This is a genomic window from Streptomyces sp. NPDC021115, from assembly GCF_044333065.1.
Lineage (GTDB): Bacteria > Actinomycetota > Actinomycetes > Streptomycetales > Streptomycetaceae > Streptomyces.
The window spans coordinates 14,797-29,751 of record NZ_JBIRQF010000039.1 but is presented as its reverse complement, the minus strand read 5'-3'; the positions used below and the strand labels follow the sequence as shown (position 1 = coordinate 29,751).

At 68.3% G+C, this 14,955-nt stretch carries 14 protein-coding genes and 1 pseudogene; 12 read left to right on the top strand and 3 right to left on the bottom strand.

All coding sequences use genetic code 11. From position 1 onward, the window contains the following. Nucleotides 1-259 precede the first annotated feature (259 nt). The 3 genes from ACH4TL_RS45560 to ACH4TL_RS45550 form a co-directional block, all read right to left on the bottom strand. Complete coding sequence (locus tag ACH4TL_RS45560; RefSeq protein WP_398425522.1) at nucleotides 260-1,063, bottom strand: methyltransferase domain-containing protein; 804 nt, start codon at nucleotides 1,061-1,063, stop codon at nucleotides 260-262. Nucleotides 1,064-1,748: 685 nt separating this feature from the next. Beyond that, a complete protein-coding gene (locus ACH4TL_RS45555) occupies nucleotides 1,749-2,729 on the bottom strand; it encodes an NADPH:quinone reductase (protein WP_398331777.1) in 981 nt (326 codons plus the stop codon). 2 nt (nucleotides 2,730-2,731) lie between these two features. Continuing rightward, nucleotides 2,732-3,307 (bottom strand): PadR family transcriptional regulator, encoded by a 576-nt coding sequence (locus ACH4TL_RS45550; protein ID WP_398331780.1) that lies wholly within the window; start codon nucleotides 3,305-3,307, stop codon nucleotides 2,732-2,734. Between the two features lie 151 nt (nucleotides 3,308-3,458). On the opposite strand from ACH4TL_RS45550, the gene ACH4TL_RS45545 reads away from it, so the two are divergent. From ACH4TL_RS45545 to ACH4TL_RS45490, 12 genes and pseudogenes are all read left to right on the top strand, one after another. After that, nucleotides 3,459-4,292 (top strand): alpha/beta fold hydrolase, encoded by an 834-nt coding sequence (locus tag ACH4TL_RS45545; protein WP_398331783.1) that lies wholly within the window; start codon nucleotides 3,459-3,461, stop codon nucleotides 4,290-4,292. A gap of 235 nt (nucleotides 4,293-4,527) precedes the next feature. Next, nucleotides 4,528-4,851 carry a hypothetical protein gene (locus ACH4TL_RS45540; protein WP_398331786.1) on the top strand — a complete coding sequence of 108 codons (324 nt, stop codon included), beginning with the start codon at nucleotides 4,528-4,530 and terminating at the stop codon, nucleotides 4,849-4,851. 203 nt (nucleotides 4,852-5,054) lie between these two features. Continuing rightward, nucleotides 5,055-5,306 carry a hypothetical protein gene (locus ACH4TL_RS45535; RefSeq protein WP_398331789.1) on the top strand — a complete coding sequence of 84 codons (252 nt, stop codon included), beginning with the start codon at nucleotides 5,055-5,057 and terminating at the stop codon, nucleotides 5,304-5,306. Between the two features lie 773 nt (nucleotides 5,307-6,079). After that, the gene (locus tag ACH4TL_RS45530; protein ID WP_398331792.1) at nucleotides 6,080-6,799 is read left to right on the top strand and encodes a helix-turn-helix domain-containing protein; all 720 of its coding nucleotides are present in this window, start codon (nucleotides 6,080-6,082) and stop codon (nucleotides 6,797-6,799) included. A 95-nt stretch (nucleotides 6,800-6,894) separates the two neighbouring features. Next, entirely contained in the window at nucleotides 6,895-7,449 is a 555-nt protein-coding gene (locus ACH4TL_RS45525) for a dihydrofolate reductase family protein (RefSeq protein ID WP_201857255.1), read from the top strand. Between the two features lie 621 nt (nucleotides 7,450-8,070). Further along, nucleotides 8,071-8,262, top strand: a complete 192-nt coding sequence (locus tag ACH4TL_RS45520) for a hypothetical protein (protein WP_398331795.1) — start codon at nucleotides 8,071-8,073, stop codon at nucleotides 8,260-8,262. Between the two features lie 145 nt (nucleotides 8,263-8,407). Beyond that, nucleotides 8,408-8,899: pseudogene (locus ACH4TL_RS45515) on the top strand (HAD-IC family P-type ATPase); the annotation flags it as partial. 386 nt (nucleotides 8,900-9,285) lie between these two features. Beyond that, nucleotides 9,286-10,629 carry a crotonyl-CoA carboxylase/reductase gene (gene ccrA, locus ACH4TL_RS45510; protein WP_398331798.1) on the top strand — a complete coding sequence of 448 codons (1,344 nt, stop codon included), beginning with the start codon at nucleotides 9,286-9,288 and terminating at the stop codon, nucleotides 10,627-10,629. A 129-nt stretch (nucleotides 10,630-10,758) separates the two neighbouring features. Then, nucleotides 10,759-11,547 (top strand): thioesterase II family protein, encoded by a 789-nt coding sequence (locus ACH4TL_RS45505; protein ID WP_398331801.1) that lies wholly within the window; start codon nucleotides 10,759-10,761, stop codon nucleotides 11,545-11,547. 10 nt (nucleotides 11,548-11,557) lie between these two features. After that, nucleotides 11,558-12,739 (top strand): cytochrome P450, encoded by a 1,182-nt coding sequence (locus ACH4TL_RS45500; RefSeq protein ID WP_398331804.1) that lies wholly within the window; start codon nucleotides 11,558-11,560, stop codon nucleotides 12,737-12,739. Between the two features lie 48 nt (nucleotides 12,740-12,787). Beyond that, nucleotides 12,788-13,960: a cytochrome P450 gene (locus ACH4TL_RS45495; RefSeq protein ID WP_398331807.1), complete on the top strand. Its 1,173-nt coding sequence runs from the start codon at nucleotides 12,788-12,790 to the stop codon at nucleotides 13,958-13,960. A 54-nt stretch (nucleotides 13,961-14,014) separates the two neighbouring features. After that, the gene (locus ACH4TL_RS45490) at nucleotides 14,015-14,854 is read left to right on the top strand and encodes a phytanoyl-CoA dioxygenase family protein (RefSeq protein ID WP_398331810.1); all 840 of its coding nucleotides are present in this window, start codon (nucleotides 14,015-14,017) and stop codon (nucleotides 14,852-14,854) included. Nucleotides 14,855-14,955 lie beyond the last annotated feature (101 nt).

Sequence of the window (14,955 nt, the reverse complement as noted above, 5' to 3'; positions counted from 1 at the left end):
ATCAACGCCAACCCCCGACTGCCATGGTCATTCCTCGCCCATACCGGCCTGACCATCCACCCACCACACCCACCGAACTTACGAAAAGATCAGTAAGAAATCATCTCATTTGATGAGTCGGCGGTAGCAGATGAGGGTGCAGGCGATGCTAGCGAGGACATCGTGCGTTCTACGGCGTGGCCATGTCCGCCGCCGCCGAGACCGCGAGTTGGCGGAGCTGCCCTTGTGATCCGTGCCGATCAGTGTTTCGCGGTATCGGTCACGTCGAGGTGGAGCGGTGGGGGGTTGCGTCCGGGAAGCTCTTCTTCATCAGCGCGGAGGCGGTTCCCCGGTCCTGTTGGTAGTCGAGCGACCGGCGGCACTGGGCCTCGCTGAACCCGAGCCGGCGGAGCAGTACGGCCTCGGAGAGAAGACGGGCGGAGGTGAGCATGGCCACCATCTGGTCAACGGTCGTCTTGGCGGACGGAGTGTGCCCGAGCCCGTGGCGGACGTCCTGCAGTGGGCCCGAAGTCAGGAAGAAGGTCACGGCATAGGTGAAGCGTCCGGTGCGGACTGCTTGATCGAACTGGGCGACGAACCTGTCAGCTTCAGACTGGTCAAGGTATCCGCGAGCGGTGGCAGTGTGGGCCCAGGTCCTCAGCCCCATGACGTTGTCGACGGCCGTGGGGTCCCGGACGACAAGGGTCCGGGCCTCCACCGTGACGTCTTCCAGTTCGCGGGCGGCGAGCATCCCTGGATGTCGGTGTGCCAGGGTGCCGTTGCGAAGTGCGGCTTCGGCGCGGAAGTGGAGAACTCGGGTGGCGAGGTGCTGGTCCTCGATGTCGAGTACCTGGGTTGCGTAGTCGGGGTCGGCAAGTACGATCCGGCCGCCGGGGCGGACCACGCGGGTCATTTCATCGATGACCTGTTCTGGATCTTCCACGTGTTGCAGCACGCGGTCTGCCCACGCGCCGTCGAAGCATGAGTCATGGAACGGCAGACGGTGTCCGTCCGCGACGGTGACGTGTGCGAGGCCCCCCTTCCTCATCGTGCCGGCCATGGTCAGGGAACTGTCCGCTCCCACTACCTGTGCTCCGGATTCGGCAGTCAGGGCGAGGGCGCTGTCCCCCTGCTCCGGCACCCACGTCGAGGAAGCGCCCGCCTGGACGGGCCTGGAGGAGTTCTCGTAGTCGCTGCTCGTACGCACCGTAAAACGGTTCGGCGGCCAACCGTCGCAGGATGTCGACGAGTTCGATTGGCCGCGGCCAGCTGTCAACTGCCGTAAACGGGTGGGGAACCCGACGCTGGTTCATGGATGAAACCTAGCCCCAGGTCCATCGCCACCCCTGGATCCACATACCTGCCGAAACCTACCGTTACAGGTACAGCGAGAAACGGGACTGGAGAAGTGAGAACAAACCCCACGAACGAAGCAAACGCTGCCGCTCAGGCGTGAAGCGATGAGAATGCGACAGCTCGAACGAGAACGAGCGAGAATCCGACAGCCTCACCGCGACAGGAACGATCTTCGCGACCCTGTTCCCCCGAAGCTACGGCGAAGTGACGTGTAGCTCTCTGTAGCGGATCTGGGATGTGCTTGTCAGCATTTTTGATCTTCTGGGCTCATCGGGGACCATGCTCGGCGAGGTTGGGCCGGTCATGACGACCGGAGGGAGCGCGGGGTGCGGCAGGAATGAGAGCCGGAGGGCCTGATCGAGGTCTGGACGCTGCTGGAGGAGGACCGATGAGGAGATCCCGCCAGAGTCTCTCTACTGGGGGATGTCGATCAGGACGCGGCTGCGGCCGCCGGCGTCGATGCGGTCGTGGGCCTGGGCGATGCCGGCGAGCGGGAAGCGGGCGCCGACATCGACGGTGAGGGCGCCAACGGCGGCCGCGGCGGTGAGGTCGCGGGCGGCCTGGCGTTTGGCCTCGGCGGGGAAGTCGTCGCTGCCGAGCAGGCGCAGGGTGATGTTGTTGAACAGCAGGGTCCAGAACGGGATCTCGGTGTGGTCGGAGCGGGTGGCGTACGCGGCGATGACCGCGCCGTTCGCGGCGACGGCGTCGTCCAGGTCGACGTTGTCGGACAGGGCGACCTCGACAATCCGGTCCACGCCGTCGGGTGCGTGGGCGCGGATCGCGGCGGCCGGGTCGCCCGAGTCGAGGGCGACGGCGTGGGAGACCACCGCGGGATCGATCCGGTCCAGTTCGGTGCCGCGTCGGACAGTGCCGATGACCGTGGCCCCGCCCCAGCGGGCGAGCTGGGCGGCCAGCGAGCCGACCCCGCCGAGCACGCCGTTGACCAGCACCAGTTTGCCGTTGACGGGGCCGTCGGCGAACACGGTGCGGTGTGCAGTGATGCCGGGGATGCCCAGGCTCGCGCCGAGGTCGTCGGGCAGGTGGTCGGGCAGCGGGACGGCGAGGTCGCCGGGGACGACGGTGTACTGGGCGGCAGTACCGAAGGGGCGGTAGGACTGGGCGCCGTACACCCACACGCGCTGCCCGACGCGGCGCGCGTCGACGCCGTCGCCGACGGAGTCGATGATGCCGGCGGCGTCGCTGTGCGGGATCACCCGCGGATAGGGCATGGCCGAGCCGGTCCAGCCGCGCCGCTTCTTGGTATCGCCGGGGTTGGCGCCGGAGACGGTGACGCGGACACGGACCTCACCGGGGCCGGGGGTGGGGTCGGGTACCTCACCGAGCTGGAGCACCTCGGCGGCCGGGCCCTGCTTGTCGTACCAGGACGCACGCATGTTCAGTCCTTCCGATCACGGGTGTGGGTCTGGGGGCCGGGCTGCTCGTCCGGCCCTCGGATGCCGTCGCCGTCCAGGGCCTCGTGGAGCCAGGCGCGCTCGGCGCGGCTGATGGCGCGGGCGGTGAGCAGCATGCCGCGCCGGTAGGGATCACTGACCTGCTCGGCGCGCAGCGGCGTGTCGCCGTCGTAGAAGAAGCTGGCGGGGGCCTCCAGGAAGTCCAGGCGGCGGCGCAGCACGGCGTGCTGCTCGGCACTGTCGGGCAGCAGCGAGAGGAACGCCAGGATCGTGAACCAGCGGGAGAAGTCGGTGATCTCGTGCTCGGCCGGTTCCCGCAGCCGCCGCAGCATGTCCTCGCGTCCTGCCGCGGTCATGTTCAGCACGTACCGGCCACCGCCCGCCCCGGGGGCAGGGCGCCGTTCGATCAGCCCGGCCTTCGTCAGCCGGTTGATCGCCGGGTAGAGGGTGCCGTCGCTGACCGGACGGCTGTAGCCGGTCAGGTGCGTGATGCGGCGGCGCAGCTCGTGACCGGGCAGGGGGCCTTCGGCGAGGAAGCCAAGGATCGCGAGTTCGAGCATGACCCCAGGATCTCACATCGAAACGATGCTTACATCGTTTCGATGTTACGTTTGATGGGGCCCGCTCCGTACTGCCTGCAAGGCCACCCCGGGCGGACCGGATCGCCCGCGCCGCACCCCTCCCCGAGAGCGCGACATAAGGAAGAAGGCCATGACTGCCCATGCTCCCCGCCAGGCCCACGTCACCTCCACCGACGGCACAAAGATCGCCGTCACGATCACCGGCCAGGGCCGCCCTCTGGTTGTATCTCCGGGCGCCCTCAACGCCGCCCAGGACTGGCAGGTCCTTGCCGATCTGCTGGCCCCGCGCTTCGCCACCTACGCGATCGACCGCCGCGGCCGGGGCGCCAGTGGCGACAACGGTGAGCACACCATCCAGCGGGAGGCCGACGACATCGCCGCCGTCCTCGGCCTCGCCGGGCCCGACGCGATCCTGCTCGGCCACTCCTACGGCGGACTGGTCACCCTCGCCCACGCCCTGCACCAGCCCCCGGCGGCCTTCATCCTCTACGAGCCCCCGATCCCGCTGGGCGGCCCTGTCGGCGGCGACGCCATCGCTCCCTTCGAGGAGGCCGTCCAGGCCGGCGACCTCGACCGAGCCCTCACCCTCGGGCTGCGGAACTTCCTGCGGTTTCCCGAGGAAGCCATCGAGGAGTTCCGTCAGACCCCGTTCTGGGCCATCCGCGCGTCCATGACCCCGACATGGGCCCGCGAGATGCGTGCGATGGACAGCTTCGGCGACGACCTTGCCCGCTTCGCGGCCCTCGACATCCCGACGCTCCTCGTGATCGGCGAACTCAGCCCCCGCTGGCTGACGGACGTCTCCCGCCGCCTGCACCAGGCCCTGCCCGACGCCCGACTCGTCGAGATCCCCGGCGAAGCCCACGACGCCTTCCTCACCGGTCCCCACGCCCTCGCCGACGCCATCGCTGCTTTCGCTGGCGGCCTGCCTTGCCTGCTTAAGCCTTTGCGCGAGCAAGGCTAGTCACGGGCCGCCGGACCCCCGCCGACCCCGGATTCGTTCGCAGAACCCGTTCTCACTCAAAAGCGGGACGGACCCCTTCTGAGACTTGCGCGCAGGGGGCTACTTGTCACTTCGCCGTAGCTTCGGGAGACAGGGCCTTCGCCGTGGCCGCCAAGGCCGAAGCACTACGGGCCCAGGGCGCGGACGTCGTCAAGCTCGCCGCCGAGAGCTCCAGGCGGCCACCAGCGCCGTGGTCGTGGAGACCGCCGTCGCCGCCCTACGCGACCCCGCCGCCCACCACTACGGGACGGTCCAGGGCGGCCCCGCCCTGCGCGCACTCGTCGCCACCGCCATCGCCGACGACACCGGGCTCTCTTGGAGCGCGGACGACGTCCAGATCGCCCTCGGCGTCAAGCACGCCCTCGTCGTACCCGGCGAGGCGTTCAACGTGCCCGGACGCATTTGCGTGTGCTTCGCTGTCGACGACGACACGCTGATCACCGCGCTCGAACGACTGCACACCGCCCTCGGACCCACGCGCCACGAGTCGGCCGCGCCGCAGCTGGAGGAGGCCCGATGAGCCCCCTGAGGAAACTCGAACGGCACATCATCGCGCTTGGCACACTATTTATTCCTTGCAGCAAGATCGACAGACCATCCGCACTTGTCGCCCCATTGCGGACGGTGGCGATTCGTTCGTGGTTGTGCACAGCCGTACCAAGCTCTTCTGACCGCTTGCGGCAGCCTCGCACCGGTGCGCGCCCTGTAGACACCTTCCGAAGCGTGCCCCGCGATGTCCTGGCCGCATGCCGCATGGCGATTCAGGTGCCCGAAGACCTTGAGGCCCGCCTGCGCCAGCTGGCGGCGGCCCAGGGCATCACCGTGGACGAGCTGGTCACCAAAGAACTCACCAAACTCGTCGTCTCGCGTCCCGTCCGCGCCCTCCGCGGCAAGGGCGCGCTGCACGCCGACAGCAGCGCACCCCACTCCCGCGACCTCAAGGCATGCATGCGTGGCGAAGCGGATGACGCGTGAAGCTGATCGTCGACGCGGGCCCCGTCTTCGCCTATCTCTCCGCGAACGACCCTGACCACGCCCGCTGCGCCGCCTACTGGAGAGTTTCGACGGCGAGCTCGTGATCCCCAGCTCGTCCTGGCAGAGGTCTCCTATTTCATCAACACCCGGGTCAAGCGCGCCGTCGGCGCCAAGAAAGCTGTCGAAGCCGAGCTCGCCCTCATCGAAGACATCACCGCAGGCGCCTTCCGGGTCGAACCTGTCGAAGCGCGGGACTGGCCCCGGATCGCCGAGCTCGTCGGCCGCTACCACGACTTCCCACTCGGCATCACCGACGCCTCGGGCATGACCGCGGCAGAGCGCCTGAACACCCCCAAGATCGCGACCCTCGACGCCCGCCACTTCCACGCCGTCGACTCCGCACGATTCGGGCACTTCGAGATCCTCTAGATGTTTCGGGTCAGCACGTTGTTGACAGGCGAACCGGCTTCCGGACGGTCTGCCCGCTCGCGGGCGTCGATCTGATGATCGGGGTTCTGGTCGGCGGTCGAGACTCGCACGTAGCCGATGAGAATGTGTCGGAATCTATCGGCCGGACCGTTTCTCCGACATTGGTTTCCGACGCGAGTTGCCCAAGGCTGGGCTCGATGTAGTTGGGCTTCCACATGAGCCCTGGGCATCGGGCCGCTGGCCGCGTTCGGGCCGAGCCGCGCGGATCCTCCCGCGCATCTCGCAGGAGCTTTGGCCGTCCGCGCGACGTGACACACTGGCGGGGAACGGGGGGGGCGATCCGGTTGGGTCTGGAGATCGAGAGTCGGCCGTCGGAGTTGCCGTACGTCGAGAGGGTATGGCGCAGCCGCAGCATCGAGGTTGGCCGGATGACGTCGATCGCGGCGTCGCATTGGGAGCTTGTCTTCTGGGAGCACGACGGCCAGGTGCAGGCGGCCGTGCTGGGCCCGGAGCCCAGGGCCTGTCTGGCTCCCGTTCCCAAGGACGCCACGTTCTTCGGTATCAGCTTCGCTCTCGGCACCTCTATGCCTCACGTGCCGATCAGCCGGCTTGTGGGTGGCAGCGCGGAGATCCCCGACGTGACGCGGCGCTCCGTGTGGCTGAAGGGTTCCGCCTGGCACGTGCCCGATTACGACAATGCGGAGGCGTTCGTGCGGCGCATGGTGCGTGAGGGCATCGTGGACTGCGACCCGATCGTGCCCGCGGTGCTCGGCGGCGCGGCCCCCGATGTCTCCGAGCGGACCCTCCAGCGGCGTTTCGTCGCGGCGACGGGCCTCACCCGGGGTGCCATCCGGCAGATCCACCGTGCCCGCGGGGCGGCGGTTCTGATCCAGGAGGGGGTGCCGACGCAGGACGTCGTGCACCAGCTGGGCTATTTCGACCAGCCGCACCTGGCGCGGTCCCTGACCCGGTTCATCGGCCGGACCGCCACTCAGCTGGGTGCTCCGGGCAGGGCGGAGCCGCTGTCGCTTCTGTACAAGCCCTCCTCCCCGGTGCCCGCATAGTCTTCCTGACGTAGCCGACGGGGTCGGCCCGCCCCGGCCGGAGCGCTATTCGGCCGGGACCGGGCAGACGACCCCGAACTCATCACGGAGGAATCATGCGCAAGGTTGTTTCGGGTCTGTTCGTCTCGCTCGATGGTGTCGCCCAGTCGCCGAACGAGTGGCAGTTCGATTTCGACGAGGAGATGGGCGCGGCGCTGGGAAAGACGCTGGAGACGGCCGACACGATTCTGCTGGGCCGGGCGACCTTCACCGAGTGGGCCGGGTACTGGCCGACGGTGACCGACGGCGAGGACGCCGGCTTCGCCAAGTGGATCAATGATTCGCCCAAGTACGTCGTCTCCTCCACGCTGGACAGCGTGGAGGACTGGGCGAACAGCACGCTCATCAACGGCGATCTGCCGGCCGCGATCGAGGAGCTCAAGTCGGGCGAGGGGAAGGACATCACCGTCGCGGGCAGCCCCACGCTGGTGCGTTCGCTCCTGGAGCAGGACCTGTTGGACGAACTGGTATTGCTGATCCACCCGGTGGTGGCCGGCGAGGGCCGCAAGAAGCTGTTCGCCGACGACGCCACCCTGAAGAAGCTGGAGCTGGTCAGCGCTCAGCCGACCAGCAGCGGAGTGATCATCGCGACCTACCGTCCGACGCGCTGAGCACTGCTCGACGAGGGCCGGGTACAGGGACGGGGCAGCAGATCGAGCCTGTGGGTGCCGGAAAGTGTGTCACCTGGGCTGACCTGCTGGTTCGAGTTTCCCAGATCTCAGGTAGCTGCCGACTGTTCTGGGGCAGCATGCGAGTCGTGGTGATACGGCTGATCTACCTGCTCGCCTGTCAGACTTTCCGATGGATTGCCCTCCTGACCCGCTCGAGTGCGGCGAAAGATGCCGAGATCTTGATGCTTCGGCATCAGCTCGCCATGGTGCGACGCAACCGGCCTCGGCCTCGGTTCTCCTGGAGCGACAGGGCCGTCATGGCAGCACTGCACCGGATCTTCAGCAACCAGCGGCGTTCACAGCTGCCCTTACTGGTCACTCCGTGAACGGTCCTGCGCTGGCACGCACGGCTCAGCGCCTGGAAGTGGACCTACCCATCCCGAAGTCCAGGAAGACCGCCAACGCCCGAAGCCTTGCGATTAACTGGTCCCGGCCTTCTTCAGAATCTCCCAGACGGTCGAGGCGCCGACTTTGCGTCCCAGGCCCAGCAACTCCCCATGGATCCGTCGGACCCGACACCCGACCGGCCCCTGGATCACCCAGCAGGCACGCAACTACCTCATGGACCTCGGCGACCATGCCGAGTCGATCAAGTTCCCCATCCGGGACCGCGGCACGTACTTCACCGACAGCTTCGATGCTGTCTTCCAGGAGATTGGTGTGCGTGTCATTCCGACACTGCCCCAGGTGCCGCGGATGAACGCCATCGCGGAACGCTGGATCGGATCATGCCGCCGCTTTGATCGCCGCTGAACGACGGTCGGCCAGCGACCTCACAATGGTCTCCCGGCTTGATCGGCTCGGTGGCCTCATTCACGAATACAAGCAGGCCGCATAGGGTGACACGGTTTCCGGCACCCACAGGCTCGAAGCCGATCCGCGGGTGGCGGATGAATTCCGCCGCCTTCAGGGCGAGGGACGCATGGTCGGCATGGTCGGCGACGGCATCAACGACGCCCCCGCCCTGGCCGCCGCCGACGTCGGCCTCGCCATCGGCACCGGCACCGGCACCGGCACCGGCACCGACGTCGCCATCGAAGCCGCCGACATCACCCTCATCTCCGGTTCCCTCAGCGCCGTCGTCACCGCGATCCGGCTCTCCCGGGCCACCATGCGCAATATCCGCCAGAACCTGTTCTTCGCCCTGATCTACAACGCCGTCGGCGTCCCCGTCGCCGCCGGTGCCCTCTACCCCCTGTGGGGTATCCGCCTCAGCCCCGTCATCGCCGCCGCCGCCATGGCCCTGTCCTCCCTGTCGGTCGTCACCAACTCCAACCGCCTGCGCCGCTGGCACACCACCCCGCCGCCACCCCCCACAAAACGCACACTCGCCAGGCGGCAGTCACAGGACCCGGTGCTGCAAGGCGCCAAGCGACCTCCGGGTAACTGAGCCCGGAGGTCGGGCACCGCCCCGGGGTAGAGGGGGCGCCCACCCCAGCCGCGTCTCAGAGGTCGCGCGGATAGGTGCTCCGTGCCCGACGAACGTATGCCTCGCACCGCCCGGCCGCCTGTTCCTGCCCGCAGTCCTCGCACGGCAGCGCCTGACGGGCCGCCCCGTGCCGCACCCGTCCGGTGAGCTGTCGTGAGAAAACACCTCAAAACAGGTGGCGACAGCATCCGGCGCTAGTAATTTCCTGTGAATTGAGACGGTACCTTGCACGGGCCCGTTTCAGTGATCGTTGACGCGGCGCGCGTTGGGGGGAACTGTCCACACCGTTCATGACGCGGGATTAGTCGAACACCTTCCTTGCATCCCGACCCGAGGACCGGAATCTCGTGAAAGAAATCCTCAGCGCCGTTCTCTCCGATGACGCTGCCTCCGAAGACTTCGCCGCGCTCCCCGTACCCGATTCCTATCGCGGCGCGCTCACGCTGAAGGAGGAGGCCGGGATGTTCGAGGGGCTCGCTTCCTCGGACAAGGATCCGGAGAAATCGCTGCACATCAGCGAGGTTCCGACGCCGTCGCCCCGCGCCGGTGAGGTGCTGATCGCGGTCATGGCGAGCGCGATCAATTACAACACGGTGTGGAGCGCCATCTTCGAGCCGCTGCCGACCTTCGCCTTCCTGGAGCGCTACGCCAAGGCCGGGCCGGAGGGCGCCCGGCACGATCTGCCGTATCACGTCGTCGGATCCGATCTGTCCGGGGTCGTGCTGCGCACCGGGCCCGGAGTGCGGCGCTGGAAGCCCGGGGACCGGGTGGTGGCGCACTGTCTGTCGGTGGAGTTGGAGAGCTCCGACGGGCACAACGACACGATGCTCGACCCCGAGCAGCGCATCTGGGGCTTCGAGACCAACTTCGGCGGCCTCGCCGAGATCGCCCTCGTCAAGTCCAACCAGCTCATGCCCAAGCCGGCCCACCTGACCTGGGAGGAGGCGGCCTGCTCGGGGCTGGTGAACTCCACCGCGTATCGGCAGTTGGTGTCCCGGAACGGCGCCGGGATGAAGCAGGGCGACAACGTGCTGATCTGGGGCGCGAGCGGCGGACTCGGCTCGTACGCGACCCAGTTCGTGTTGCACGGCGGCGCCAACCCGGTCTGTGTGGTGTCCTCGGACGCCAAGGCGGAGCTCTGCCGGTCCATGGGCGCCGAGGCCGTCATCGACCGCGGCGCGGAGGACTTCCGGTTCTGGTCGGACGAGCGGACTCCGAATCCGAAGGAGTGGAAGCGCTTCGGGAAGGGGATCCGTGAGCTGACCGGCGGCGAGGACGTCGACATCGTCTTCGAGCACCCGGGGCGGGAGACCTTCGGCGCGTCGGTGTACGTCACCCGCAAGGGCGGCACCATCGTCACCTGCGCCTCCACGTCCGGCTACACCCACGAGTACGACAACCGCTACCTGTGGATGTCGCTCAAGCGCATCGTCGGCTCCCATTTCGCCAACTACCGCGAGGCGTGGGAGGCCAACCGTCTCATCGCCAAGGGAAAGATCCACCCCACCCTCTCCACCGTATTCCCGCTGGCCCAGACCCCGGCGGCGGTGCGGCGGGTCCATGAAAACCGTCACAGCGGCAAGGTCGGCGTACTGTGTCTCGCCCCGACCGAGGGCCTCGGCGTCCAGGACCCTCAGGCCCGCGCCCGTCACCTGCCGTTCATCAACCGGTTCCGCGAAGCCGCCGAGTAGCGTCCCCCGGTCTTCCCGCCTCCCGCACCGAGGGGACCACGGCTCAAGACTAAGGATTTGCGGGTGCGGTTCGGACTCCACTGAAGGCAGCGCGACATCGCGATCCGGATCGGAAGGGACCGACGAGACTTGGAAACGAAGGACGACGCCACAACGGCCTGGATCCGCCGCTATCACTCATCCGATGGCAGTACCGCGCGGCTCATCTGCTTCCCCCACGCGGGCGGTTCGGCCAGCTTCTTCCACCCGGTGTCGGCACGGTTCTCGCCCGACGCCGACGTGGTGGCCCTCCAGTACCCCGGTCGCCAGGACCGACGCCGCGAGCCGTGCATCGAGGACATCGGCGCGCTCGCCGACCTGCTCGTCGAGGAGATCCAGGCCCTCAGCGACAAGCCCACGGTCTTCTTCGGGCACAGCATGGGTGCGGTGCTGGCCTTCGAGACCGCCTTCCGGCTCGAGCAGCAAGGGGTCAAACCGCCCCACGCGGTGATCGCCTCCGGGCGGCGCGCCCCCTCGACCCGCCGGGACGAGCAGGTACACAAGCGCGACGACAACGGCATCATCTCCGAGCTCAGGCTGCTCAACGGCACCGACTCGGCGGTGTTCGGCGATGACGAGCTGCTGAGGATGGCGCTGCCTGCGATTCGCGGCGACTACCGGGCGATCGAGACCTACGCCTGCGAGCCGAGCCGACAAGTTCGCTGTCCCATCACCGTCCTGACCGGCGACGCGGATCCGAAGACGACGCTGGAGGAGGCGATCGCCTGGCGACCGCACACCGAGGGCTGGTTCCAGGTCAAGGTGTTCCCCGGGGGCCACTTCTTCCTCGCCGACCATCAGGCCGAGGTGAACGACGAGATTGCCAGAGCGCTCGAAGCCGCCCGGCCGCCGGGACGGACCGCTCGGGCAGGAAGTTGAGGAGAGGTCTGTGCCGACATCCCGAGAGCTGCCCGCCCTGACCACCGAGGCGCGGCCCGTGCTGGACCCGAGCCCGCTGCGGGAGCTGCGGGCGAGCGCTCCGGTCTGCCGGGTCCATACGCCGGCGGGTGACGAAGCCTGGCTGGTCACCCGGCATGCCGAGGTGAAGAAGCTGCTCCACGACGAGCGGCTGGGCCGCTCCCACCCTAGCCCGGAAACCGCTCCGAGGTATGTCAAGAACTCCCTGCTCGACCTGCTCGTCGCCGACGACCCGCAAGTTGCGCGCGAGGCGCACGCCCGGACACGCGCACTGTTCACACCGAACTTCTCGGCGAAGCGCATCCGCGCTCTGCGCCCGCGAATCGAGGAGTTGGCGAGTGACCTGGTGGAGGACTTCGCAGCGCAGGAACGGCCGGTCGACCTGCACGCGTACTTCTCGTCGCCGTTCTCCCTGCGGATCCTGTGCGAGCTGATCGGGGTGCCGGACGAGGACCGGGAGCGATGCGCGGCGCTGCTGGCCGGTATGGGCCAGATCGACACCGGGCAGTCCATGGTCACCGGGCCAAAAGCCCTGTTCGGCTTACTCGCCGGGGTCTCTGCGCGCAAGCGGGCGGAGCCGGGCGACGATGTGATCTCCCGGATGTGCGAGGCGGGCATCCCGGACGACCATGCCGGTTCGCTGGCCGCGGTCCTGTTGTTCGCCGGGCTGGAGAGTGTCGCGACCCACATCGACCTCGGGGTGGTGCTGCTGTCCGCTCACCCGGAGCAGCGCGGCGCGGTGCTCCGGGATCCGACCCTGCTGACCGGCACGGTCGAGGAGGTGCTGCGGTCCGCCAAGCGAGCCGGGGCGACCTTGCCGCGGTACGCGAGCGAGGACATCGAGATCGCCGGTGTGACCATTCACGCCGGGGATCTGGTACTGCTCGACTTCGCGCTGGCGAACTTCGACGAGCAGGCGTTCAGCGAGCCGGAGCTGTTCGACGTCACCCGCTCGCCGAACCAGCACCTGACCTTCGGCCACGGGATCTGGCACTGCGTCGGCGCGCCTCTGGCCCGGGTGGAGCTGAGCACCGCGTTCACCGCCCTGTTCTCGAGGCTGCCCGGACTGCGCCCCGCGGTCCCGTTGGGCGAACTGCGGACACGGGGCGGCGAGTTGGTCGGCGGCCTCGCCGAACTGCCGGTGACCTGGTAGCCGGGCCGGACCGGATTGCGAGAGCGGAGAGAAATGGGAACTGCTGACATGTCGGACGCCGCGAAACTCGTCGACTTCCCGCTGAGACGGCCCGGTGACCCCCTCCCGCCCCAGCAGTACGAGGACTTCCGCGAGCGCGAGGGGCTGGTCTGGTCCACCATGCCCACCGGTGCCCGGGTCTGGCTGGTGACGCGATACGAGGACGTCCGCGCGGTGCTCACCAACCCGAAGATCAGCTCCAACCCCGGACACGATGGTTTCCCCAGCCCCGGCCGGACCGGCGGGCCGCCCGCGCAGGACCAGGTGCCCGGCTGGTTCGCGGCGCTGGACCCGCCCGAGCACGACCGGTACCGCAAGGTCCTGATCCCGGAGTTCAGTGTCCGGCGCATCAGGGAGCTGAGGCCGCGGATCCAGGAGGTCGTCGACGACTGCGTCGAGGCGCTGCTGGCGAAGGGCAGCCCCGCGGACCTGGCCTCCGACTTCGCGGTGCCGATTCCCTCTCTGGTGATCTGCGCGCTGCTCGGGGTACCGCAGGCGGACCGTGGCTTCTTCGAGTCGCGTATCCGTGTCCTGGTCACACTGAGTGCCACCGACGAGGAGCGCGACGAGGCGTCCAAACAGATCCTGCGCTACTTCAGCAGGATGATCGCCATCAGGAAGCGGCGTCCCGGCGACGACCTGATCAGCGTGATGATCAGGTCGGAGACGATGACCCCGATGGAGATCGGGGGCGCGGCGATGCTGCTGGTCATCGCCGGTCAGGAGACCACGGCGAACAACATCGCTCTCGGCGCGAGCACTCTGCTGTCGAACCGTCAGTGGATCGGCGACGACCGGGTGGTCGAGGAGCTGTTGCGCTACTACTCCGTCGCCGACCTGGTGCCGCTGCGCGTTGCCCTGGAGGACGTGGAGATCGCCGGGCAGCTCATCAAGGCCGGTGAGGGCATCGCCCCGCTGGTCGCCGCGGCCAATCACGACGGTTCCGTGTTCTCCTGCCCGCACCAGTTCGATCCCGGGCGCTCGGAGCAGCACCACATCGCGTTCGGATTCGGCCGCCATCTGTGTCTCGGGGCGCATCTGGTGCGCACCGAGATGGAGCTCGCCTACCGGACGCTGTTCGAACGGATCCCGACGCTGGAGCTGGCCCGACCCGTCGAGGAGCTGTCGTTCAGGAACAACGGCGTGCTGTTCGGCCTGGATTCGCTGCCGGTCCGCTGGTAGCACCCCTTTTCTGTCCGTGCCCTCCCTTCGATGAACAAGGAGCCTGGAATTCCCATGGCCATACCTCTCGTCCGGCTCCCCGCCCCGTCCACGGTGGCCGAAGTCTCCGCGGCGCTCGACCGCGACGGCGGTGTGATCGTGGAAGACCTGATCGACAAGACCACCCTCAGGGGGCTCTGGGACGACCTGGGTCCCGCCCTGGAGAAGACCGGGTACGGGGACAGCTCGTTCGCCGGGCAGCGGACCAAGCGGCTGTGCTCGCTGTTCGCGCGCTCCCGGCACATGGAGAAGGTGGCGCTGAACCCGCTGTTCCTCGGCGCCGCCCGCGACCTCATCGAGCGGCCCGTACCCAGCTGGTTCGGTCCGCAGCGGACCGAGATCGCGCCGAACGTACAGGTCAGCATCACGCAGGTGATCCAGATCTGGCCCGGGGAGACACCGCAGGCCGCGCACCGCGACGACATCGCGCATATGCTGCCCTCCCCCGGGCCGACCAACCGCGTGCAGATCATGCTGGCGATGGACGAGTTCACCGACGAGAACGGCGCCACGATGGTGTACCCGGGCAGCCACGCCTGGGACGCGGAACGCGGCCCGCGGCCGGAGGAGGCGGTGCAGGCCGAGATGGAGCCCGGCTCCTGTCTGATCTGGGTGGGCGGGCTGTTCCACGGCGGCGGGCCGAACCTCTCCGACGATCCGCGAACCGGGCTCACCATGGCCCTGGTGCGCGGCAACCTCCGCCAGGAGGAGAACCAGTTCCTGGCCGTGCCGAAGGAGATCGTCCGGGAGTACCCGGAAGAGTTGCAGCGCCTGCTCGGCTGGGGCCTGTGCCCGCCGTTCATCGGCTGGTACGAGCACGCGGACCCGAACCCCCTGCTCCGCGCCGAGTCCTGAGCGCACCGCCCACCTGACCGGCCGCGTCAGGGGCCCGGGTCTGAGGCCGTGGACCGGAAACCGAAGGCCACCGTGAGGGGATCCTCCTCCCTCACGGTGGC

Bases quoted from the DNA above. Each gene is read 5' to 3' on its own strand.
- ACH4TL_RS45555 (WP_398331777.1), bottom strand. From the start codon at position 2,729: ATGCGTGCGTCCTGGTACGACAAGCAGGGCCCGGCCGCCGAGGTGCTC.
- ACH4TL_RS45495 (WP_398331807.1), top strand. From the start codon at position 12,788: ATGTCGGACGCCGCGAAACTCGTCGACTTCCCGCTGAGACGGCCCGGT.
- ACH4TL_RS45545 (WP_398331783.1), top strand. From the start codon at position 3,459: ATGACTGCCCATGCTCCCCGCCAGGCCCACGTCACCTCCACCGACGGC.
- ACH4TL_RS45550 (WP_398331780.1), bottom strand. From the start codon at position 3,307: ATGCTCGAACTCGCGATCCTTGGCTTCCTCGCCGAAGGCCCCCTGCCC.
- ACH4TL_RS45525 (WP_201857255.1), top strand. From the start codon at position 6,895: ATGCGCAAGGTTGTTTCGGGTCTGTTCGTCTCGCTCGATGGTGTCGCC.
- ACH4TL_RS45490 (WP_398331810.1), top strand. From the start codon at position 14,015: ATGGCCATACCTCTCGTCCGGCTCCCCGCCCCGTCCACGGTGGCCGAA.
- ACH4TL_RS45520 (WP_398331795.1), top strand. From the start codon at position 8,071: ATGGACCTCGGCGACCATGCCGAGTCGATCAAGTTCCCCATCCGGGAC.